Origin of the sequence: Eggerthella sinensis (assembly GCF_003339815.1) — a bacterium.
Lineage (GTDB): Bacteria > Actinomycetota > Coriobacteriia > Coriobacteriales > Eggerthellaceae > Eggerthella > Eggerthella sinensis.
The window spans coordinates 1-22,027 of the sequence record NZ_PPTT01000003.1 but is presented as its reverse complement, the minus strand read 5'-3'; the positions used below and the strand labels follow the sequence as shown (position 1 = coordinate 22,027).

The window sequence follows — 22,027 nt, the reverse complement described above, 5'->3', positions numbered from 1 at the left end:
GCGTCGCCTATGCGGAGGGCCTGCGGGCCTCTATCTTCAGCATGACCGACGTCGCTTTCGCAAGCTCCATCAGCTCTTTCTGGGAGTGCACCGACAGCTTCTGGTAAAGATTGCGGATGTGCGTTTTCACCGTGTCCTCCGAGACGAACAGCTCGTCGGCGATTTCCTTGCGAGAGTAATCGGCGGTCAGGAGCCGCAGCATGTCCGCCTGCCGCGCCGTCAGCGCGTACTCGCTTTCCAGATAGGCGCAGACGTGCCCTATCCAGTCGATCTCGTCTTCCTCCGATATGGGGCGCAGCGTGCCCCAGCCGAATTTGAAGTTGTCCTCGTTTGCCAGCAGCAGCGCCGACACGAGCAGCAGCAGCGCCGTTCCGTTCATGATGGCGCTCACGCCCTCGTAGGGGAAGGTTCCGCTGGCTAGCCAACCGAGCAATCCTCCCGCCATGGTGCCGATGAACAGGCTGCAGCTGGGTCCCATGGCAATCCAGGTGGCAGGCAGCCCGCAGTTCTTGATGAGGTACGACCCCAAGCACCACATGGCCAGGTCGACGAAGTAATAGCCCAGCATTTGCAGCAGTCCGCCGAAGGCTTCGATGGGGGCAAGCAGTCCGATCAGATAGAAGCCGCAAGCCATCAGAGGGAAGCCTATCTGGTAGATGAGCCGATTGAAATCGAGCTTGAGAAACGTGATGGTGACCAGGAACAAGGCGCACGCCAGCACGCACCCGAGAGCGTTGGGCAGGACGCCCAGGTCGTGAGCGCGCAAGAACACGACGCTGCCGCTTACGATACCCAGCGACACGCCCTGTAAAAACGACGTGACAAGGTATTTCCAGGGAAAGTACAGGCGTGCGTCGATGCCGTGCAGCAGGTATTCTTCGGGAGGGAACGGCGCGATGGCCTTACGGTACAGCGCGACAACCGCCAGCGGCAGCGCGACGATGACGGGAAGCTTGACGCTGAGGGGTGCGAACGACAGCGCCGACGTCAGCAGCGACGAGGCCGCCATGGCCGCGATTGCGAGGAATCCGGTTTTGCGCATGCCGAGCTGCCCGAGCAACCGGTTCACCTCGATGTACAGAAGCGCCGTGCCCATGCCGGTGGAAAGCGAGCCGACGAAGAGCAGCGCGGTAGACCCTGCAAGAACGTCTCCGGCGCCCAGCCAGAACGCGAAGCAAAGCGCTCCGCCCGTCATGAGCGTGCCCATGGCAATCAGCAGCGCGCGACGGGGGATGACGAATCGTTTCACCCAGAAGGCGATGGCGAAGAGGAACGAGGTGAGCGCCATGCACGCCATCGGGGGCAACCAGCCGGGAAGGCTCCATCCGAAGAACTGTGCAGACGGCAGCAGCGCCGAGCTTTGGAACACAAGGATCATCCACGTCGCATAGCCGCAGAAGCAGAGCAGTGCGTACGGATGGGCGCTCAGCGTTCGGCGGAAATCCGTCAGCGCTCGTTTCCGATCCGATTTGGGATTGAACGGCGAATGGTTCATGCATACCTCCTCCCCTCGGGGCCAGCATACCCCATGCGGCGCGGCGCTTCGGGGGCCTTTTCGGGATTCGCCTGAATTCACCCGTGCGGGTGAATCGGGGAAGTTCCTCGTGAGGGGCGAAGACGTCCGCGGCGTTTCCTGGTTGTATGGGGCCAGCGCTCGACCGGGGGTCGGTCGGCGCTCGATTGAAGGGAGAGGACATGCGTAATCAAAAGGTGTCGCGACGCTCGTTTTTGATGGGGGCCGGCATGGGGACGGTCGCAATGGCCGGGGCGGGTTTGCTCGGGTGCGCGCCCGCTTCTTCAGGGGCGACGGCCGCGCAGGCGCCGACGACGGAGACCGCGCCCGACTGGAGGCAAGCGCCCGAGCCCATCGCCGCGGACGACATTGCGGAAACGGTGTCGACGGACGTGGTGATCGTGGGCGCGGGCTTGGCCGGTTGCTGTGCGGCGATGAGCGCGGCGGAGGCGGGGCTCAAGACGATCGTGCTCCAAAAGCTCGATCGCGTGTTCAACTATGCCACGGGCATCGCGTCGTACAATTGCCGCGCTCAGATCGAAGCGGGCGCGCCGGATAAGTACGACGTCGACGAGCTGCTCAGCCTGTACATGAGCCAAGCGACGAACCTGCCCGACCGCCGCTTCATCGAGTTGTGGAAGGAGCGCAGCGGCAAGGATGCCGATTGGCTGTACGATCTCATGGCCGACACCGATCTCGATGCGCCCTCGTGGAGCTGGGACGAACCCGAGCCCATCATGGGCATGTTCGATTGCATCGCGGCCATGCCGCTTTTAGCGGAAAAGGCCCAGGCGAAGGGCGTCGAATTCCGGTTCAGCACGCCGGCCGTGCAGCTTGAGCGCGAGGGCGACGGCACCGGCCGTGTGACGGCGGTGATCGCGCAGGGCGACGACGGCTCGTATCTCAAGTTCGAGGCGTCGAAGGCGGTCATCCTGTGCGCCGGCGACTACGGCAACAATCCCGCCATGCGCGCCGAGTTCATGCCGCATGCGGAAGGCTTCTCAAGCGCGGTCACGCCGGCGGTGAACACGGGCGACGGCGACCTTATGGCGCTCTGGGTGGGCGCGGCGATGGACAAGAAGCCGCACTGCACGAACATCCACTACGATCTCATCGACTTCAACACCTCGCAGGTGTTCGGCAGCGGCATTCCCTGGCTGCGCGTCAATCGGGAAGGACAGCGCTTCAGCAACGAAGACGTGGTGTATGGGCTGATCCCTTTGCAGGACGCCTCGCAGCCTGATTGCATGCACATCGACGTGTTCGATGCGAACTACGAGCAGTACAAGCCGCTCATGGGAACCGGATTGTACCGATCGGACCCGCCGGTCGAGGCGTTCGCGCCAACCTATCGAGCGTATCTCGACGAGAAGGGCATCGATCATGCGGGCCTGAGCGACTACGCTGCCATCATCAAAGCGCACCTCGAATTGGGCACGATGTGCGAAGGTGCCACCATCGAAGAGCTGGCAGGTAAGGTGGGCGTGGACGCGGCGACGCTCAAGGCGACGGTGGACCGGTACAACACGCTGGTTGAGCAGGGCAAGGACGAGGACTTCGGGAAGCCGGCGGAGTACCTGTTCCCCATTGAGAAGGCGCCGTTTTATGCGGTTCCGCGTCACGCGTTCTCGCTCAGCTGCCTGAGCGGCCTTGCCATCAACCTCAACGCTCAGGTGCTCGATGAAGCGGGCGAGGTCATCCCGGGGCTGTTCGCGTGCGGTAACAACTCGGGCGGCGCGTGGTTCGCCGGGCTCGTGCAGCCCATGTGCATCCCCGGTGTTCCCAGTTCGCGCGCCATCATCACCGCGCGCGTGGCCGTGGAGACGATAGTGGCAGGGAAGTAAAGCTTGCGACGCCCGAACCCTCCTTCGGGCGTCGCTGGTATGATGGTGGACGACGAAGGAGATGCACATGAAGTTCACCATTGTGGCGGTGGGGAAGCTCAAGGAGCGGTTTTGGGCGGACGCGTGCGCCGAGTACCTCAAGCGCATGCAACCGTACGGCAAGACGGCAGTGAAGGAAATCGCCGACATCGACCCCGCGCGCGCCGGCGGCATCGACGCGGCGCGCGACCGCGAAGGGGCTGCCATCGTGGCGGCGCTGCTCGCATCGTCGCACGTCATCCTGTTGGCCATCGACGGCAAGGAGCGCTCGAGCGTGTCGTTCTCCCAGCGGCTCGACGCGCTGGCGTTGGGCGGTACGAGCGACATCGCGTTCGTCATCGGCGGCTCCGACGGCGTGAGTGCGGCCGTGCGCGAGCGCGCGAACGAGACGCTGTCGTTCGGTCCCATCACGCTGCCGCACAACCTCGCGCGCGTCGTGCTGCTCGAGCAGCTGTACCGCGCGCAGAAAATCTCGCGCGGCGAGCCGTATCACAAGTAGGAGCTTCGCCGCATGCGCGCAAGCGCGACGCCCGCGAGCATGATGGCCGCGCAGGCGGCAAGCGTCGCCGCGCCGACGGGGTCGCCGGTTGATGCGAGCGGCTTCGGGTTGCTGCTAGCTTGATCGTTCGGCTGCGGAAGGGGTTGCGGGTTGACGGGCTCTTCCGGGTTGTCGCCCGGGTCGGTCGGTTTCTGGTCGAGCGTCGCCGTGATGGTGTAGCGCGCCTTCGCGCCCTCCGCCTCGCCGCCTTCGCCACCGCCTTCGGACCCCGGCTCAACCGGGGACCCCTTCGGCCCGAACGAGCCGGCGATGGAGGTGCCCACGTCAAGCCACGAGCCGTCGGCAAGCCACGCGCCCGTGCCGACGGATGCCGTGGTGAGCGTCGAGAGGGGCTGTCCGTCGTTCGTGCAGAACAGCGCGTTGGTCAGGGCTATGCTGTGCTTCGGGGAAACGGTCGAGCGCAACAGCGCCACCGTGCCGTAGCGCGCGACGCGCAGCCGTCCGTACGGGTCGCCCTCGGAAACGGTGACGACGAAACGCGAGCGCTCGGTTCCCGAGGCGTCGAACCGCACCACCATGTTCGTCTGCGCCGCGTCCGGTTCGGAATGCATGTAGTCCGAACCCATCAGCACGTAGTAGTCGCCATCGGCGCGCTGCACATCGAGCACCGTGCGGCTCGATGAGAGCGGCAGCACGGCGGCAACGCGTTCGGTCGTGCACATCTCGCCCGCCGCTGCCGCGTCGTCGGCCGTGGCGGTGCTCTTCGCGAGGGCTTCCACCAGGTTGGCCGCTTCGGCAACGCGCACCTCTTTGATCAGCGTGCCGTTCTCGTCCGAAAACGCGCACGCGAGGGCGTTCGGGCTGGCGGCAGCCGCGTTCTGCGCGGCCGTCCAGCCGTGGTGCGTCTCCACCGTTCCGTCCTCGCGCGGCGTGAGCGAGGTGAGCAGCATGCCACCCCGTGTGCCGTCGGGGCTTGGGAGCCCCCGATAGTACGACGTAACCACCACGGAGGTGCCGCTCGATGCGAACGGCATGGCGTAGGCCTGCTCTATGACATGCGAGGCGGTTACGGTGCCGCGCTCCATATCGACCCAGCAACCGGTGCCCGTCTCCGCGCCGGTTGCGCTGTAATACACGAGGAACGCCATGGTGTCCGACAGCGCTGCAACGCTGAGCCGCTGTTCGCCACCTGAGGAGGCGAGTGGTGCATTGCTCACGTCGAGCGAGGTCACTCGCCCGGCGTCCCGGGAGTCAATCGTGTGCAGCTTGAGCACGCCGTCGGCTATTTGGAAGAAGCGCTTTGTGCCGTCGGGGCTGGTGAACACGCTGCTGAGCGTCGTCGTGTCCGCCTGGTACGCGGTGCCTTCGTACGTGCCCGAGCGCCCGACGGCCGTCATCGAAGCGCTTGGCGTGAGCGGCAGCCGTATCTCGGGCGAGTACGCGGTTTCCCCGCCCGCCTGCGACAGGACGAAGATGCCGGGCGGGAACACGATCTCGCACGTGGACGTGGGCCCGATGCTGCTCGCGTCAAGTAGGCAGGGCAGGCTCACCGTGGTGCCGTCCACTGAGATGTCGAGGAGAGCGTGCGGTTCGCCGTCAACTATCAGCTGCACCGCCGACGGAAGCGCTGTGGCGAGCAGCGGCTGGGACGACGCGTTGAACGTGAGCGTGTCCACGTTCGAGAAGCTGTCGAAGGCGGGCGTGAGCGTGAAGTCCGCGGGGTCGGCGGGCTTGTCGGCGTCCGAGTACGAGATGGATACGCGCCCGGCTTCCGCACCGCTTTCCGTGACGGCAAACGTCAATCCCGTGAAGCCGACGTTGATGTTCTCGTAGAAGTTCGTGGAGGGGTAGCCCTCCGGCGTCATCTGGTCGCCCGCGAAGAGCATGCACCCGTACGCGGTGGCCCCGATAGCCGTTGGGACGGTCAAGGTGCCGTTGGCGTGCGCGACGCCCATGTCGGGGTCGACCAGCTCGATGAGCTGGTTGTGCACCGTGCCGGCTGTGTTGGAATGCAGGAGGCCCCCGCCTTCGCCGATGTCCGCTTGCACGCGGAACAGCCGGAATCCCGAAGGAATCTGCGTGCTCTGGCCGCCGCTTTCGTAGTACACGCTCTGATTGCTGGCGAACTGGTCGTATTGCAGCAGGTAGTACGAGGAGAACATGCCCGTGCCTTTGTCCTCGTTGGATACGACGATGATCCCGCCCGTCTCTTTGAGGTCGTCCGACGTGAACGCCGACAGCGCTTCCTCGATGGACGAGCTGCCGTCCGGTGCAGCATCGACGTGCTGCACCACCTGGCCGTCGCGCTTCACGTCGATGCCGTCCTCGTTCGCGAACACCCGCGTGACCTTGCTCTCCGGCAGCCATCCGAGCATCCACTTGGAGAACCCGTTGTGGTCTCCCTGGTTCTGCATCATCATGTCGAACGTGAGGATGCCGGTGCGGCTCGTCGCGCCGCCTTTCTGGCTGAGGTAATCGTAGAAATCGGGAAGGCCCAGCACGTGACCGGTTTCGTGGATGATCGTCTGCGCCGCCCACGCCTGGTCGCACGGGTTCGCCAGCGCCACGCCGTTCCACAGCCGCACGCCGTTCGCGTACGTAGCCGTTTCCGCGCCGAACACCTGCTCGTTGCTCCACCACACGCTGCCCCAACCGGTGTCGGGCCCGGCGAAGTGCAGGTAGACGGCGTCGATGCGTCCGTCGCCGTTCGCGTCGAAGCGTCCGAGGTCGACGTCGGGCTGCTTGTCGAGGTAGGCGAGCGCCTCGCTGAACAGCGACCCGATGTTCGTCGCGTAGTAGGCGCGCTCGTGCTGCGCCTCGTAGTCGAACGCCTCGCCGGTGATGGAGAGCTTGCCGTAGGATGCGCGCTGATAGTAGTCGTGCAGGTTCTCGTAGGGGAAGGGGCCGGCACTCGGCAAGGCGGCTTCGCCTTCGCTGCGCGGGCCGATGAGCGCTTGCAGGGCCTCGAGCGTGTCGCCCTCGGCGAATGTCTGATCGGGGAACGACACGCGCAGCGCCAGCACGTGCGCCTTGCCCGCAAGGGCCATGCCGCTGTCGTCGCCGGGCACGGCGTTCGTGGCGATGCCGTTGTTGGCCTGCTCGCGCGCGATGGCCTGTTGCACGAGCCCTGCGGACGGCTCGTCGTTGCCCAGGTTCTCCTGGAACGCGGAGCGCGCTTCAAGCGTGCCGTCCTCGGCGTACGCCGCGCACTGCTCGTCGGTTGCCACGCACGGCGAGACGGGTTGCTCGTCAGCGAACGCCAGCCCCGGCGCGAACAGAGCGAGCAGAGCCACCAGCGAAGCCGCGGCAAATCGAGTAGCACGAATCATGAGGTCCCCTTCACCCGAATCCAGTTTCGTTATCATACCCGCGCGCTCAACATTCGCCCACCCCCTTTCGGAGATCGGCATCCCCAAGCTCCCCGAATGCCCAAGCGCATATCGAGGGTCGCTAGCCTTTCCGCAGCGTGCATTTCTCGACGGCGGCCATGAGCTCTTCGCGCGAATGCACGCGCATCTTCTTGTAGATGCGGTTCATGTGGGACTTCACGGTGTTAGGGGAAAGCACCAGGGCTTCGGCGATCGTGTTTACGCTCTTTCCGCGCATGAGTAGCGTGACGATATCCGTTTCCCGCTCGGACAGCCCGTAGCGTTGCGCTGCCGCATCGCATAATTCTTCAATAGCAGTGACCAACGTGTCGGGGACGTGTTCTTCGGCATGTTGTTCGCCGGAGGGTTCTTCAACGGCGATGCGCATACTGCGTTCGATACGGAAAGCGAAGTAATAGCCAGCTAAGAATACCGCGTAGATGATGACGATGAACAGGTACTCGAACGATGACGTGGAAAAGTGCGCTGCGATGTTCGACCCGAGCAGCCCGATGAAATGACCTACCATGATGGCAATACTGGCTATCGAGAAGAGGCGGATGCCGTCGCCGAGGTTGCCCTCGCGTGCGTAAACGCCCATGGCTGCATAGATGTACGCGCGCAGAAGGTACGCCCCAGCGTAGATGAGCGAGCCGGCGATGGACCCAATGCCTAAGAACGAAAGCGTGAGCATGCCGACGAACAGCAGCGAGGCGAAACAGAACACGTAAAGCGTCTTGTTCACGTGCAGGCTGATCCAGAACTTGTTGAGCGCCCAAATGACGATGGTGAACGATAGCGCCAGTGCTGTGACGAGCGACCATTCTACTGGGGTCTGGAACGCGTTTGAATAGCTCCTGAAAAACGAGAGTGGCACCGACAGCGCGACAAAGCCCACCAGCATCGAAACGGGTATGTTCATAAGCAGCGTGCGAAGCTCGCCATCGCGTGCGCCGGGAGCATTCGCGCGCGGCGCTGCCCGATTGAGCGCCGCGGAAGCGGTCGCCGAGAGCGCCACAATCAGCACGGGTGCGAGCACTTGCACGCTTTCGGGGAAGTGCCGTATCACGAGCAATTCGAGGAATCCCACCGCCATGGAAGCCGACAGGAGAATAACGCGCATGCTCCATGATTGAATGCCGGCGAGAAACGGTACGAGCGATAGGAGCAGGCCAACATACCCAATTGCATAGCCTGCGTACGGGAGCAACGAGTACGGTAGGCCTGTCGGCACGAGCGGCGCGATCGCGAACCAGGAAGCGATGAACGTGAGCCCTGCGGCAACGCTGAACCACGGACGCCGCACCCGGCTGGCCAATCGATCGCACCACGCAATAGCCATGCCGAATGCGGCGCATCGTAACAGCATCCACAAGTACATCGGGTCGACTGTCTCCGCCGATACAAGATGAAACGACGAGGCATCCGTGGACACAAGAATGCCCAGCGCCCAGTACGATCCCGCGGCGAGCAGGAAGCTCAGTACCGCTCCGAATTGGTTGCTCTGATTGTTCCCCATAGCCCTCCCCTTGCTACACCCGCATCGTATCAGGAGGAGGTGCATACGCAGCGTGTTATGTTGAGAAATTTTTGCGCTGTAACGGGTGATATGGAGGGAGGTATCTCTTTGGAAGAGCCGAAGGGAGGCTCGAAGACAAGGAGACATAGAGCACGAGGAGGATGACATGAGTGAGCTTAGTCGCAGGAATTTCATCGTTGGAGCAGGTATTGCGGCAGCCGCAACCGCAGCGGGTATGGTGGGGTGCTCGGCGGGCGGAACCGCGCAGGGAGGTGCCGCGAAAGAGGTGCGCAACGCGGAGGAGGTCATCGCGTGGGAGCATGAAGCCGAGATCGTGGTGTGCGGTTTTGGCGGTTCGGGTGCCATCACGGCAATCCAAGCAAGCGACAACGGCGCGAGTGTGCTCGTGCTTGAAAAGCAGCCGCAGGATGATGGCGATAAGATGAACCAGACCAATTCCACGCGCCTGTGTCATGCTACGATGATGAACTTCAATAGCGAATCCGAGGCCGTCGCCTACTTGACGGCCACTTCGCGCGGTGCAACGCCCGACGACGTGATTGCTTCATGGGCGAAGTTTGCTCCCCATACCGGCGAGTTCATGCAGGGTTTGGGAGCTGACATTTTCGATGCCGGCGAAACCACCGAGTATCCGCTCGATCTGTTTCCCGAGGGCGCCAACTACAACTGCTTCAACTTCAAGGGGCAGGGTCCCGAATTGTGGCAGGTGCTGCAGGATGCAGCCGACGAGCGCGACATCGAGGTGTTGTACGAGACGCCTGCGATGGAGCTCGTCACGAACAACGAGGGCGTCGTTATCGGCGTGAAAGCCAAACGGGGCGATAGCGATGTGTATGTGAAGGCAACCAAGGCGGTTGTGCTCGCAACAGGTGGATTCGAGTACGATTTCGACATGCTCAACCAGTATGTGTACGCGCCGACGCCGCGATTCTATGCTAACCCTGACAACACCGGCGACGGTATTCGCATGGCGCAAGCTGCGGGTGCGGACCTGTGGCATATGGGTCTTATCGGCGGCCGTGTGATTCCGTTCTTTCCCGATTTGGGGTTCGGTCTGCAAGGCGGCACCCCCGATCCTTATTTGCTGGTCGATCATTACGGCAAGCGTTTCATGAACGAAAATTGGAAGGCCCATTCGGCGGTGCTTGAGTCTGTCAAGTTCAGCACCGACCTTTGTGATTTCCCGGCCATCCCCGCATTTTCCATCTTCGACCAGACGGCCGTCGATGCCGGTCCGGTGGTGACAGGCGGCATGATGAAGGTGAACGCATACGAATGGAGCAAAGATAATAGTAAGGAAATTGCTGCCGGGTGGATTCTGAAGGGCGACACCATCGAAGAACTTGCTGCGAAGATGAACGACGATCCTGAAATCAAGGGCCATATGGACCCCGCGGTGCTGGCCCAAACCTTGAGTGATTTTAACGGGTACGCATCGGTGGGCGAAGACCCTCAGTTCGGGCGTCCTGCAGCCGACATGCAGCCACTCAGCACGCCGCCTTACTATGCGCTCAAGATGTATCCCGGCGGTGTCAACACGTTCGGTGGCCCACGCCGCAACGCGAAGGGGCAGATCGTGAAGCCTGACGGTCAACCGGTGGGCCATCTGTACGGAACAGGTGAAATGGGTTCCGTACAGGGCTTTCTGTACTCCGGCGGCGGATGGAACATCTGCGAAATCGTTGTGTCGGGCCAGATCGCGGCCAACAACGCCGTGGAAGAGGAGCCGTGGGAAAGCAAAGAGAACTAATCGTGCGGAAGGGGGCTACTATGCGAGCGAACCGGATGCGATTGCGGCGGTCGGTGCTTGTTCTTGGCGTCGTGGCGTTGATTGGCGGCGCGTCAGTGGCGGGCTGCGCTCCACAGCAGCCAGGCTCAAGCGGTGAGAAGAACGCCGCTGCGGCTGAGGCGGTGTCGGTCTCCTGGTCACCGACGGTCGACTGCATGGTGTGTCATGTCGATCAGGCGAGCTCGATGGACGATGCAACCTGTCTTGCCGGAGCCCATGTGAGCGAAGGACTGACATGCTCGTCCTGCCATGGTGACGATGCGGGGCTTGCAAGTGTCCACGAAGGCGTGACGACCGATGACAAAACACCCAAGCGCCTGAAAACTACCAAGGTGACCAACGACGGATGCCTGTCGTGTCACGAGAAGGGGGATCTACTATCTCGCGCGGCTGACTACATCGGATGTACCGATGAGGATGGGCTGACCGTGAATCCCCACGACCTACCAGATACTCCGGGTCATGTCGACGTTCGATGCGTCGATTGTCACCGCGCCCATGAACGCAGTGACCCTCTCGGCGCGGCACCCGAACTCTGTTTGGGATGCCATCATTATGATAAGTACGAATGCTATACCTGCCACGAATGATGCTCGTGCGCGTGAGCTTTTGTCTCGTTCCGCTATACTGAGTCGCGACACACAGGAAGTCGCCGGGGGCGACGGAGGAGGTTGCTATGCGCTTCATATCGTGGAACGTGAACGGCTTGCGCGCCGTCCTCAAAAAGGGTTTCGAGGACATCGTGTGCGAGCTCGATGCCGACATCGTGGCCTTGCAGGAGACGAAGCTGCAGGAGGGCCAGGCCACGCTCGACCTGCCGCAGTATCGCGAGTATTGGAGCTACGCCGAGAAGAAGGGCTACTCGGGCACGGCGGTGTTCTGCAAGGAAGAGCCGTTGCAGGCGCTGCATGGCCTGGGCTTTCCGCACCTCGACACCGAGGGGCGCATCGTGGCGCTCGAGTTCGAGAAGTTCTGGTTCGTGGACGTGTACACGCCGAACGCGCAGAACGAGCTGGCGCGCATCGCGCACCGCATGGAGTGGGACGACGCGTTCCGCGATTTCTGCAAGGGGCTCGAGGAGGGCGTGCTGCCCGCCGGCGTGCCCGTCGAGCGTCCGGCGAAGGGCGAGGGGCACGTGGCCATCTCCGAGCTGCCGGTGACGCAGCCGGGCGAGACGGCCGAGCCGAAGCCCGTCATCATGTGCGGCGATTTCAACGTGGCGCACCAGGAGATCGACCTGAAGAACCCGGGTCCGAACCGCGGCAAGGCGGGCTTCTCCGACGAGGAGCGCGGCACGTTCACCCACCTGCTGGGCGACGGGTTCACCGACACGTTCCGCGCGCTGCATCCCGACGTGACGGGCGCGTACTCGTGGTGGAGCTACCGCTTCAAGGCGCGGGAGAACAACGCGGGGTGGCGCATCGACTACTTCCTGGTCAGCGACGAGCTGGCCCCGAAGATCACAAGCGCTTGCATCTACGACGAAGTCTACGGCAGCGACCACTGCCCGGTAGGGTTGGAGTTGGAGCTGTAGGAGAGGCCAATCACGCTCGTTCCGGAAAATCGCATTCTTGATCCGATGCTTTGAGGGGGCGTTCGGCGTAGGGTGGTGGCGTCATGAACGTGAGGGAAGGGGAATTTCATGGGGCAGATTTTGAAGCCGCTGTACACGCCGCGCTACGTGCCGTCGGGCGACGAGGTGGCCATCATCGAGACGGACAAGGGCACCATGCGCGTGGAGCTGTTCGGCAAGGAAGCGCCGCTCACCGTGGGCAACTTCGTCGAACTGGCGCAGAAGGGGTTTTACGACGAGCTGAACTTCTACGGACGGCGCGACGGCGACGTGGTGGTGGGCGGATGCCCTATCACGCGGCCGCTTCGTCCGCAGCAGGTGCGCATGGCCGTGCGCGAGCAGCTGCGCGGTATCCATCCGGGCATGGGCGACGCGGGCTACGTGATTGCCGACGAGTGGGTTGGCAACCCGCGCAATCATCACGGGGAAGGCGCCGTGTCGCTTGCGCACAAGAAGAGCGCCGACAGCGGGAGCTGCCAGTTCTTCTTCTCGCTGGCCGATCATCCCGAATACGACGACCAGTTCACCGCGTTCGGCCAGGTGATCGAGGGGCTTGAGGTGATGCACCGTCTGCGCATCGGCGACCTGATCGAACGGGTGCGCATCGAGGGCGCGCACGAGCTTCCCGCCGACCAGGCGGCTGCGGATGACGAAACCGCCCGCAAGGCAACCGAAGCCGTCGACGAGCTGCTCAGCCGCAAGCCGGTGATCTAGCGGGCGTGAGGGGCTTCGTCCCAATCCTCGATGTAGTCGATGAGGTCCTGCTGCTTGTGGATGCCGGTCTTCTGGTAGATTTTCTCGATGTGGGTGCGCGCGGTGTTCTTCGTGATGTGCAGATCGCGCGCCACGATGGGCAGCGTGCGCCCGCGCGCGAGGAACACGAGCACCTCGCTTTCGCGCGGAGTGAGCGAGAACCGCTCGGCCACTCCCGCGCATGAAACATCGAGGTCGGAAGGCTTTTCCGCATCGTCCTCCGCAGACTCAAGAGCGTCGTCAGCCGCTTTCGCTCCCTCGACGTTTTCCGCTCCCGACATGCCCTCGTCCGCGTGCTTCGCCGCGCGCGGAATGGATGCGATCACGCTTTCCGGCAGCACGAGAAACGCGATGATCACGAGGCACACGATGGCCACGAGCGCCAACGCGCTGATCTGGATGGTGCCGTCTTCCACGAGCGGGCTCAGCGCGCTGCCCAGCAGGTAGCCGGCGGCCATGCCCACGAACGTGAACGCCACGCCCAGCCCGTAGGCGTACGTGCCCGAATGCACGTGCGTGCGCGCGATGTCGCCGAACAGAATCCACGACAAGATGTCGAACAGCTCGTACCCGATGCCTACGAGCAGCACCGACCAGAACGTGCGCGACCCGAAGAACAGCGCGATGATGACGAGCCCCGTGATGATGATAGGCAGCGACAGTCGGTACATGAGCGAGACGTTCATGCGGTCTTTGAGCACGACGGAAATCGCCAGGAACATGCCGCCGACGATGACGAGCGAGAACGATCCGCACCCGCCGAACAGCTGAAACGGATCGTGGCCCACGATGGGAAACGCGTCGAACGACCGCACGAGGAACGAGAACACCATGATGGACACCATGAGCTTGAGCGACGCCTTGTCCAGCCGGATGCGTGCGGGTTGCTCCCCGTCGGCGGGCGGTTCTTCGACGGGCGGCTCGTCGGCGCCGTCCTCGTCCTTGTTCGTGCGCCACGCCACGCCGCAGCGCTTGCACTCCACCACGAGCAACAGCAGCGATGCGAGCGGCAGCGACACGAAGATGATCTGGGAGTTCGCCGACGTCATCGAGAGCACGAGCCCGGTGACGATGGCTGCGGCCGGCGCGCTCAGCAGCGAGAAGTACAGGTTCTGCGCGGCGAAGCGCTCGCCCCATACCACCTGCAGCAGGCCCGACCCCGCGCCGCCCGTGAGCACTCCGAGCGCAAGCAGCAGCGGCGAGTTGAGCCACGCCGATGCGGGAATGAACACGATGGAAGCCACGATGAACCCCACCATGACGGTGGTCAGGTGCTCGTGGCGACGATGCCCCTCGTCGTGCGAACGCGCGCGAGATGCCCGCCACGCCGCGATGCCGGCCGCCGCCGCGCCCATGAGCAAGAACGCCCAGTCCACGCTGAACGATGCGCCGTCGATAGAAGCCGACAGGCAAAACACGATCCACGCCCGGCACAGGCCGAACCCGGCGATAACCAACAGGTAGTCGATGAGCTTCTGATCGTTGAGCCCCATATGCGGATTTTGGGCCGCGTCCCCGCTTCGCACCATGATCTCCCCAGCCATGTACGCCTTCCATCCCTTCCCCCAGTATAAACATACTCGCCGACCAATTTGATCCACAATTGGTACGTGGTTTCGTTTCAGGCTGGTTCGGTCCCTCGGATCAATAGTGTGAGAAGCTAACGTTTTCCCAGTTCGCATCGGATAAATGAGCGAAAAGAAAAATCACATTCCCCATGCGGTGCCAAGCCGTGCAACGCTCACTAGAATGCGCCTCAATGAACGGATAGCCCTTCGAGGGATGGGCATCATCGCAAGGGGCGATTGATCGGACGTATCCGTTCTACCACAAGGAGGAAGCATGGCAACGGAATCGAAGAGTCTGTCTCGCCGCAATTTCCTGAAGGGTGCCGCCATTACGGGCGCCGCCGTGGCCGGCAGCGCCGCGCTTGCCGGATGCGCGTCGGGCTCCACCGCCGCATCGGCGGATTGGCAGCCGAAGTCGTGGGATTACGAGACCGACGTCGTGGTGGTGGGCTACGGCGGCGCCGGCATGTGGTCGTCGCTCGTCGCGGCTGACGAAGGCGGCTCGGAGGTCGTCATTCTGGAAAAGGCTCCCGCCGAGGGCGGCGGCAACAGCCGCATCAACAACGGCGAATGGACGGTCATCAAGGACGAGAAGGTGTTCCGCGATTACTGCGTGGCGTTCGGCCACGGCCTGATCGAAGAGGATATGATCGACGCCTACATCGCCGAGGCTTCGCAGCACACCGATTACGCCGACAAGTACGGCATGACCTACGAGGTTGCCGAGCAAGCGCTGGCCGGCACCATCCCCGAGTATTGGTTCCTCGACGACGGCAAGTATGCCGGCTGCATCGGCGTGTCGTCGGTGGACGGCTTCGGCATGACGACGTTCCACGAGCTTGAGGCGAAGCGCGCCGAGCTTGGCCTGCCCATCGAGCTCAAGTTCAAGTGCACCGAAGAGCACCTCATCCAGAATCCCGACACCAAGGAAATCTGCGGCGTGCGCTTCCTGGAAGACGGCGTCGAGAAAACCATCAAGGCGCGCAAGGGCGTGGTGCTGTGCACCGGCGGCTTCGAGTTCAACGAGGATCTCAAGAACGAGTACCTGAAAATCTACCCGTTCAAGTTCGAGGGCTGGCAGTACAACACGGGCGACGGCATCCGCATGGTTGAAGAAGTGGGCGCGAAGCTGTGGCACATGGGCATGGTCATCTCCACGACCGCCATGTGGACGCGCGATCCCGACTACGACTTCGCCATTTTCGCAAGCCCGCAATCCGACGCGTTCTTCACGGTGAACCGTCTGGGCAAGCGCTTCCAGAACGAGGCGAAGACGGGCGGCACGGCGCACAACGGCTGGCACACGCTCATGTCGTTCAACGACGCCATCGACGATTACGACCGCATTCCGTCGTGGCAGATTTTCGACCAGAAGGGCATCGACGGCGGCCCGATGGGCACACAGCAGGGCGGCTGGTTCGAGTGTGGCAACTACACCTCCGACCTGCCCGACGAGATTCGTGCGTGGGACGGTTGGACCGACGACAACCAGAAGGAGATCGAGCGCGGCTGGGTGCTGAAGGGCGACACGCTTGAGGCGCTTGCCAAGAAGATCAAGGACTTCGACCACTGGATGGACTACGAGACGCTCAAGGCCACGTTCGACGAGTACCAGGCGTTCTGCGACGTCGGAAAGGACGCGCGCTTCGATCGCGAGCTCACGGCCGAAGAGAACAAGCTCACCGAAGAGGGCCCGTACTACGCCATCTCCATCTATCCCGGCTCCTGCTCCACGTTGGGCGGCCCGAAGAAGAACGCGAACGCCCAGGTGCTCGATCCTGCTGGCAACATCATCCCGCGTCTGTACGCGGCAGGCAGCTTCGGCAACTTCCAAGCGCACAGCTACGGCATCACCGGTGGAAACAACTCCGAGAACATGGTGTGGGGCCGTATCGGCGGACGCCACTGCGCCGGCCTCGAGGCGTGGGACAAGAAGTAGCCTATCCGACACATGAGCGCGAAGCCCGCCCGGCGCCGTCCGGGCGGGCCGACCACGAAGGACGATGCCATGAGCCTACAACAAGAACGTACGCGGCAGCGCGGCATGATGATGGCGGCCATCGTCGCCATGACGGTGCTTCTCGCGCTGCTGCTGGGATTGGCTGCAGGTTGCAGCCCGCAGGCGTCCGAGGGTGCGGACTCCGGCGATTCGGCCAAGTCCGCGCAAAAGGAAGACCCCATGACCACGCAGGCGGTTGACTGGAACATGCAGATCGACTGCAAGACCTGCCATACGCACGAGGCGGACACCATGCAGGATGCCAGCTGCCCGCAGGCTTCTCAGCACGCCGACTTGGCCTGCACGCAGTGCCACACCGAGGAAGCCACGCTCAAGCAAGCGCACGAGGGCGTGACGTATGCCGACAAGCCGGCGTCCAAGGCCACGGTGGTCACCGTTGATGCGGAAACGTGCCAGGCCTCCGCTTGCCACGGCACCATGGAGGACATGGCCGCCATCACGGCGGACAGCCAGGAGCTCGTGGACGACAAGGGCACCGTGGCGAACCCGCACGAGCTCCCCAGCAACGAGCAGCACGACGCGAACCAGCCCACCTGCACCGATTGTCACAAGGTGCACACGAAGGACCTGCAAAAGGACGCCATGAAGTATTGCGCCCAGTGCCACCATCGCGGTGTCTTCGAGTGCGGCACCTGCCATGAACTGCGACAACGCGCCGTGAGTTAGCGCCTCGCACCATCGAACCCCTTCGCCCCACTCGCAGAGGGCCCGGCCTCCTGCCTCCCAGCCGGGCCCTCGCTTTGCGTTGGGGTTTGCTCCTTCGGCCTATTCGAAGGTATCGTGCTTGGCGAGGTCCATGCGATCGTTTTCCAGCTCGTCGCGCGTTGCGGCGACAAGGCCTTCGAGCTCTTGTCGCGAGTGGATGTTGCATTTTCGGTAGATGTGCCGGATATGCGTCTTGACCGTTTCCTCGGACAGCACCAGCATACGACCCACGTCGGCGCGGCTCGATCCGCGTGCCAATTGCTCGAACACGTCGCGCTCGCGCGCCGAGAGGCCGCACGCGTCGGTGATGTGCGCGCAGCACAGCGTGAGGAGCTCGGCATCATCGTCTGCCTCGCCCGGTTTCGCCATACCCCAAGCTTCAAGCAGGTTGTTGTGGTTCACCAGGGAAAGAGCCGTGAACATGAGCGCGAACATGACGGTGACGATGAGCAGGGTATCCGAGATGTCGAACGGGGCGGCGTGCAGCAACGTGAACGCTTCGAAGCCCAGAAAGCGTCCGATAAGCAGCGATCCTACGCACAGGCCGCCCAGCCATTCGGACGAGGCGTGCCGACGGTAGATGAGATGGGCGCACAGACACCAAACAAGCATGTCAAAGCAGCGATATCCCACGCAGAATATACCGTACCCCCATGCCGAACCGATCGGTGCTATCACGCATACGAATCCTCCCAAAGCCATGAGCACAAAAGAGAACCGGTAGATCATGTAGTTGAAGTTCAGGCGAAGAACCAAGGTGATGAGGGCGAGCAGGATGGCGGCAACCAGAAACCCTACAACGCCGAATGTGTACCAAGCGGTGGTTCCGAACGTGCCGGTGAACGAAAGGCTTTGGAACATGCCGAACGCGCATCCTGCAACGGCGGCGGTGACGAGCAATTTCCAGGGAGGTCGCTGACGAGCTGCTTTTCCGGCGGCGGTCGGTGCGGTTTCCTTCATCGGCTCGTTTGCTTTTGCGCGGGTGCGAAGCGTGCGCGCCATGGCGTACGCGCACGCGGCAGCTGCGGCGCCGACGAGAGCTGGCATGAGTTCGCGCGCTTCTTGCGGAATGAAGTTGAGCGCGATAAGCAGCGCTGCCCCCAGTATGGACGCGGGTACCACGAGCGCAATGGTTTTGCGAGGCCCCACGGCGCCGAAGGCCTTCACCCATTCGACGAACAGGAGCGCTTGCCCTGCTCCGGCGAAGAACGGCCAGATCACCGCCACGGCTTGATAGCTGGCATCGATGGTTTCGCTCGGAAGCTTGCACAACATCACGAACAGAACCGAAGCCGCCACGTAGCAGACTCCCGCGACCGCAGCCGTTGACGTCGCTGCGCCGGTTGGGTTGTCACGTTTGCGAGAAAGCCCCAGTGCAAAACCGCAGAGGCCCATGACCAGGTACGTGAGATTGGACCCAAGCCACGCCGCCGATCCCACGGTGCTCGCATTTTCGTACACGAGCGAGGCCGATGTGCAGCTCCAGGGCCAGGCGCATACGAAAGCGAACCCTATCCAGACCGCCGGATACGAGGTGGCGATGGCTCGGAATCGGCGCAGAGTGCGCATGACCGAGCGTCCCGATTGCCGCGTGGCATCGTGTTGCATGGAATATCCCTCCTTGCGGTGAGTGTAGCATAGGCTCGACCCCCGCCAACTGCGGGGGTCGAGGGAAGGGAGGGTGGTCGTTTGCTCCGTTATCGAGCGCTAGCTCTTTGCGTTCTCGGCAGCTGCGGCTCCTGCGTAGCGGCCGAAGCAGAAGCACATGCACAGCGACGTGCCCGATTGCGGGTAGAAGTAGCCGATGAGGTGGCCGTTCGCCGATTCTCCCACGGCGTACAGGTTGGGGATGGGATTGCCTTCGACGTCGAGCACCTCGCCATCGGTGTTCGTGCGCATGCCGCCCGTGGTTCCCGAGAGCGCCATTGTCTGCACGGTTGCGTTGATGGCGTAGAACGGAGGCGTTGCCAGGGGGTTGAGCAGGGTGAATTCCTTTTCGATCAGGTCGAGATCGTATGCTTTGGCGTCGTCCGGATCGAAAACGCGTCCCGCTCGCGTTGCGGGCTTTCCGAATGCGGCATCTTCGCCTGCAGTGCAGAATCCGTTGTACTCGTCGACGGTTTCCTTGAGCGCTGCGACGTTGACGTTCATGGCGCGCGCAAGCTCTTCGATGGTGTCGGCGGTGACGATGCTGCCGGATGCGAGCCCCTTCTCACCCGTTTGGGCTGCCACCTGGTCGTACAGCGTCGCATCGTAGAGCGCCCAGTATTCGGTGATGCCTTGCTTGTACGCAATGCCCGCACGATCGAGGAAGTACAGGTTCTCGTTGACCCAGCGCTTCCCCTCGCGGTTCACGAACATTCCCTGCCCGACATTGTCGGTGTAGCCGCCGTCGACGTTCACGAAGTAGGCCATCGTGCCGCCCGGCGCCACCACGTCGGCGCCTACGGTGGGAGCCTGCACGATCGCAAAGCCCTTTGACTCTCCGTCGAACGTTGAGCAGTTCGGGGTACGCGGCGCGTACAGACGCAGCAGGTCGGGGGAGGCGCCGAAGCCGCCCGCGGCCACGATGAGCGACTTGAGCTTGAAAAGCGTGCCGGTTGAGCCCGAAACCGTTTCGAGCCCCGTGACCGAGCCCTTGTCGTCCACGACGATCTTCGTCGCCTCGGTTGAGAAACGGAATTCCACGCCCAATTCTTCCGCTTTCGCCTTGAGCGGTTCGAGGTACGCCTTCACGCCGTCGCGATCGGCGCTGGTGACGAAGGTGCGCACGGGCACTTGGAAGGGGTTGGTCGGAGGAGCGGTGACGCCGACGATGTCCACGCCGTGGTCGATAAGCCACTCGATCGATTCTGCGGAATGTTGTGCCGCGAACAGCTGTGCCTCGCGGTCCATAAACGAATCGCTATCGGGGTATTGGTTCCAGAAATCCACCAGTTCCTCGGGCGTCCAGTCTTCTCCGAGCTCCTTTTGGAACGAGGTTCCCACCGCCGTGATGCTGTGGGCGTACACCTTTTTGAGCCCGTCGAGCTGCTCGAGGACGGTGACACGAGCGCCGCCTTCTGCGGCGGAGATAGCCGCGGTCAAGCCCGACACGCCCGTGCCGATTACCACGACATCCGCTTCCACGGTTTCGGTCATGGCGACATCGGTTGGCGAAGCCGCGGCGGTTTTCGTTTCCGCCTGATCGTCGGTTGCGGGCGCTTGCTTGGCTGCGCTTGTTTCGGGCGCGCACCCCAACATGCCTGCGGCGACGGCGCCGAGGGCGCTCAGCCCCGCTCCTGCTACGAAGGTCCTGCGGGTGAATCCTTCCTGCGATACGTTCTTCATGGTTCCCTCCTTGGTGTCGATTGTGCCCCTTGCACGAGATCGACCATACGGCTGATTCAACGCCGCCGCCATCCCCCGACGGGGAGTGTTTATCGGGAGAGCCTGTTCACCCGCCGCGGGGGATGCTGCGACGTGGTATCATGCGTGTTCGTGGATTCGATGGAAAGATGGTTATGGATAGAGCTAAAATCGAACAGGGTGTGCGGCTGATTCTCGAGGGCGTGGGCGAGGACCCCGAGCGCGAGGGCTTGGTGAAAACCCCCGAGCGCGTGGCGAAGATGTACGAAGAGGTGTTCGCCGGTTTGACCGAGAACCCCGCCGAACACTTCGAAACCACGTTCGACGAACATCACGAGGAAATGGTGCTCGTGCGCGACATCCCGTTCTACTCCATGTGCGAGCATCATCTCGTGCCGTTCTTCGGCGTGGCGCACATCGCCTACATCCCGGCAGCGAACGGCCGCATCTGCGGCCTGTCGAAGCTCGCGCGCCTCGTGGACGCGTTCGCGAAACGCCCGCAGGTGCAGGAGCGCCTCACGTCGCAAATCGCCGACACGCTCATCGAGCAGCTGCATCCGCAAGGGGTCATCGTGGTTTTGGAAGCCGAGCACATGTGCATGAGCATGCGCGGCGTGAAGAAGCCCGGCACGACCACCACCACAAGCGCCGTCCGCGGCGCGTTCGAGAAGAGTCAGGCGACGCGCGCCGAAGCGCTGTCGCTCATTTTCGCACGCAGGAAATAACGGCACCACCAATCTTCGCTCGGAAAACACGCCACAGAACGTGTAGCGTGTTTTCCGAGCGAAGATAGTCACCGGGCGAGTCGCCGCATATCCCGTGATTCGCATGCGGGGAATGTTTCACGTGAAACATTCGTTCGTGATCAGGTACTATAATCTCATAATTGGCTTTGGCAAGGGAAGGAACCAACATGAAGTGCGTAGTCTCCGTTTTGGGCAAGGACCGCAGCGGCATCGTTGCCGAAGTCGCGACGGCGCTCGCCGCGTGCGGCGCGAACATCGACGACATCAGCCAGACCATCCTGGACGATATCTTCTCGATGACCATGCTCACCACGCTCAACCCCGAGGTGGCCGACTTCAACACCGTGCAGGAGAAGCTGGAAGCGGTGGGCGAGGCCCTCGGCGTCCAAATCATCATCCAACGCGAAGACGTCTTCCAGTTCATGTACAAGATCTAAACCGAACGTTCAGGTGGGTGGCCGACGAGGGCGATAGCGCTCGTGGTTCGGGCGCTATCGAAAGATACGCCTCGGCCGCCGCAGGAGGACGAACCGAGGCTGCGGATGGCCCTACCGACGCAACCTCCCATGCCCGTTTCGCGCGAAACGGGCATCTCTTTTTCGGGGTCGTGACCCCGCCCGGCGCGCGCAGCGCGGCGGGAAAAGAACCACCCGCTATGCGGGTGCGCGTCGAAGGCTCCGCCCTTGCGGGGCGGTGGCCGCCAGCTAGGGTTATGATGCATT

At 62.9% G+C, this 22,027-nt stretch carries 16 protein-coding genes; 10 read left to right on the top strand and 6 right to left on the bottom strand.

Annotated features, from left to right (window positions below):
- Window positions 1-7 precede the first annotated feature (7 nt).
- On the bottom strand, window positions 8-1,495 hold the full coding sequence (locus C1876_RS02025) for a LuxR family transcriptional regulator (protein WP_114545069.1): 1,488 nt from the start codon (window positions 1,493-1,495) through the stop codon (window positions 8-10).
- Between the two features lie 200 nt (window positions 1,496-1,695).
- Between C1876_RS02025 and C1876_RS02020 the strand changes: the two genes are divergently transcribed.
- Together C1876_RS02020 and C1876_RS02015 are read left to right on the top strand one after the other, a co-directional pair.
- Window positions 1,696-3,357, top strand: coding sequence for an FAD-dependent oxidoreductase (locus tag C1876_RS02020; RefSeq protein ID WP_158544558.1), 1,662 nt, complete (start codon window positions 1,696-1,698; stop codon window positions 3,355-3,357).
- Window positions 3,358-3,424: 67 nt separating this feature from the next.
- Window positions 3,425-3,895, top strand: a complete 471-nt coding sequence (locus C1876_RS02015) for a 23S rRNA (pseudouridine(1915)-N(3))-methyltransferase RlmH (protein ID WP_114545067.1) — start codon at window positions 3,425-3,427, stop codon at window positions 3,893-3,895.
- Here C1876_RS02015 and C1876_RS02010 read toward each other — a convergent pair.
- Together C1876_RS02010 and C1876_RS02005 are read right to left on the bottom strand one after the other, a co-directional pair.
- Window positions 3,886-7,224, bottom strand: coding sequence for a metallopeptidase domain-containing protein (locus C1876_RS02010; protein WP_114545066.1), 3,339 nt, complete (start codon window positions 7,222-7,224; stop codon window positions 3,886-3,888). The two genes, C1876_RS02015 and C1876_RS02010, sit on opposite strands and share 10 nt — an antisense overlap.
- A gap of 121 nt (window positions 7,225-7,345) precedes the next feature.
- Window positions 7,346-8,782 carry a response regulator transcription factor gene (locus tag C1876_RS02005; RefSeq protein ID WP_158544556.1) on the bottom strand — a complete coding sequence of 479 codons (1,437 nt, stop codon included), beginning with the start codon at window positions 8,780-8,782 and terminating at the stop codon, window positions 7,346-7,348.
- A gap of 166 nt (window positions 8,783-8,948) precedes the next feature.
- Here C1876_RS02005 and C1876_RS02000 point away from each other — a divergent pair, with 166 nt between their 5' ends.
- From C1876_RS02000 to C1876_RS01985, 4 genes are all read left to right on the top strand, one after another.
- A complete protein-coding gene (locus tag C1876_RS02000; protein WP_114545064.1) occupies window positions 8,949-10,553 on the top strand; it encodes an FAD-dependent oxidoreductase in 1,605 nt (534 codons plus the stop codon).
- Between the two features lie 20 nt (window positions 10,554-10,573).
- A complete protein-coding gene (locus tag C1876_RS01995) occupies window positions 10,574-11,182 on the top strand; it encodes a cytochrome c3 family protein (RefSeq protein WP_158544554.1) in 609 nt (202 codons plus the stop codon).
- Window positions 11,183-11,268: 86 nt separating this feature from the next.
- Complete coding sequence (locus C1876_RS01990; RefSeq protein WP_114545062.1) at window positions 11,269-12,126, top strand: exodeoxyribonuclease III; 858 nt, start codon at window positions 11,269-11,271, stop codon at window positions 12,124-12,126.
- 108 nt (window positions 12,127-12,234) lie between these two features.
- The gene (locus C1876_RS01985) at window positions 12,235-12,879 is read left to right on the top strand and encodes a peptidylprolyl isomerase (RefSeq protein WP_114545061.1); all 645 of its coding nucleotides are present in this window, start codon (window positions 12,235-12,237) and stop codon (window positions 12,877-12,879) included.
- Here C1876_RS01985 and C1876_RS01980 read toward each other — a convergent pair.
- A complete protein-coding gene (locus C1876_RS01980; RefSeq protein WP_158544552.1) occupies window positions 12,876-14,462 on the bottom strand; it encodes a LuxR family transcriptional regulator in 1,587 nt (528 codons plus the stop codon). The two genes, C1876_RS01985 and C1876_RS01980, sit on opposite strands and share 4 nt — an antisense overlap.
- Before the next feature lie 298 nt (window positions 14,463-14,760).
- On the opposite strand from C1876_RS01980, the gene C1876_RS01975 reads away from it, so the two are divergent.
- The gene (locus C1876_RS01975) at window positions 14,761-16,425 is read left to right on the top strand and encodes an FAD-dependent oxidoreductase (protein WP_114545059.1); all 1,665 of its coding nucleotides are present in this window, start codon (window positions 14,761-14,763) and stop codon (window positions 16,423-16,425) included.
- 69 nt (window positions 16,426-16,494) lie between these two features.
- Entirely contained in the window at window positions 16,495-17,172 is a 678-nt protein-coding gene (locus C1876_RS01970; RefSeq protein ID WP_114545201.1) for a cytochrome c3 family protein, read from the top strand.
- Between the two features lie 99 nt (window positions 17,173-17,271).
- Here C1876_RS01970 and C1876_RS01965 read toward each other — a convergent pair whose 3' ends face one another.
- Entirely contained in the window at window positions 17,272-18,819 is a 1,548-nt protein-coding gene (locus C1876_RS01965; protein ID WP_114545058.1) for a response regulator transcription factor, read from the bottom strand.
- Between the two features lie 99 nt (window positions 18,820-18,918).
- Window positions 18,919-20,541, bottom strand: a complete 1,623-nt coding sequence (locus C1876_RS01960; RefSeq protein WP_158544550.1) for an FAD-dependent oxidoreductase — start codon at window positions 20,539-20,541, stop codon at window positions 18,919-18,921.
- A gap of 173 nt (window positions 20,542-20,714) precedes the next feature.
- Here C1876_RS01960 and folE point away from each other — a divergent pair, with 173 nt between their 5' ends.
- Both folE and C1876_RS01950 read left to right on the top strand, forming a co-directional pair.
- Window positions 20,715-21,284 carry a GTP cyclohydrolase I FolE gene (gene folE, locus C1876_RS01955; protein ID WP_114545056.1) on the top strand — a complete coding sequence of 190 codons (570 nt, stop codon included), beginning with the start codon at window positions 20,715-20,717 and terminating at the stop codon, window positions 21,282-21,284.
- 188 nt (window positions 21,285-21,472) lie between these two features.
- Window positions 21,473-21,742 carry an ACT domain-containing protein gene (locus tag C1876_RS01950; RefSeq protein WP_114545055.1) on the top strand — a complete coding sequence of 90 codons (270 nt, stop codon included), beginning with the start codon at window positions 21,473-21,475 and terminating at the stop codon, window positions 21,740-21,742.
- Window positions 21,743-22,027 lie beyond the last annotated feature (285 nt).

What these genes read in the sequence shown, in the direction of transcription:
- C1876_RS01960 (WP_158544550.1), bottom strand. Translation starts at nt 20,541, where the DNA reads ATGAAGAACGTATCGCAGGAAGGATTCACCCGCAGGACCTTCGTAGCA.
- folE (WP_114545056.1), top strand. Translation starts at nt 20,715, where the DNA reads ATGGATAGAGCTAAAATCGAACAGGGTGTGCGGCTGATTCTCGAGGGC.
- C1876_RS01995 (WP_158544554.1), top strand. Translation starts at nt 10,574, where the DNA reads ATGCGAGCGAACCGGATGCGATTGCGGCGGTCGGTGCTTGTTCTTGGC.
- C1876_RS02000 (WP_114545064.1), top strand. Translation starts at nt 8,949, where the DNA reads ATGAGTGAGCTTAGTCGCAGGAATTTCATCGTTGGAGCAGGTATTGCG.
- C1876_RS02010 (WP_114545066.1), bottom strand. Translation starts at nt 7,224, where the DNA reads ATGATTCGTGCTACTCGATTTGCCGCGGCTTCGCTGGTGGCTCTGCTC.
- C1876_RS01990 (WP_114545062.1), top strand. Translation starts at nt 11,269, where the DNA reads ATGCGCTTCATATCGTGGAACGTGAACGGCTTGCGCGCCGTCCTCAAA.
- C1876_RS01970 (WP_114545201.1), top strand. Translation starts at nt 16,495, where the DNA reads ATGAGCCTACAACAAGAACGTACGCGGCAGCGCGGCATGATGATGGCG.
- C1876_RS01975 (WP_114545059.1), top strand. Translation starts at nt 14,761, where the DNA reads ATGGCAACGGAATCGAAGAGTCTGTCTCGCCGCAATTTCCTGAAGGGT.
- C1876_RS02005 (WP_158544556.1), bottom strand. Translation starts at nt 8,782, where the DNA reads ATGGGGAACAATCAGAGCAACCAATTCGGAGCGGTACTGAGCTTCCTG.
- C1876_RS01965 (WP_114545058.1), bottom strand. Translation starts at nt 18,819, where the DNA reads ATGCAACACGATGCCACGCGGCAATCGGGACGCTCGGTCATGCGCACT.
- C1876_RS01985 (WP_114545061.1), top strand. Translation starts at nt 12,235, where the DNA reads ATGGGGCAGATTTTGAAGCCGCTGTACACGCCGCGCTACGTGCCGTCG.
- C1876_RS01950 (WP_114545055.1), top strand. Translation starts at nt 21,473, where the DNA reads ATGAAGTGCGTAGTCTCCGTTTTGGGCAAGGACCGCAGCGGCATCGTT.
- C1876_RS02025 (WP_114545069.1), bottom strand. Translation starts at nt 1,495, where the DNA reads ATGAACCATTCGCCGTTCAATCCCAAATCGGATCGGAAACGAGCGCTG.
- C1876_RS01980 (WP_158544552.1), bottom strand. Translation starts at nt 14,462, where the DNA reads ATGGCTGGGGAGATCATGGTGCGAAGCGGGGACGCGGCCCAAAATCCG.
- C1876_RS02020 (WP_158544558.1), top strand. Translation starts at nt 1,696, where the DNA reads ATGCGTAATCAAAAGGTGTCGCGACGCTCGTTTTTGATGGGGGCCGGC.
- C1876_RS02015 (WP_114545067.1), top strand. Translation starts at nt 3,425, where the DNA reads ATGAAGTTCACCATTGTGGCGGTGGGGAAGCTCAAGGAGCGGTTTTGG.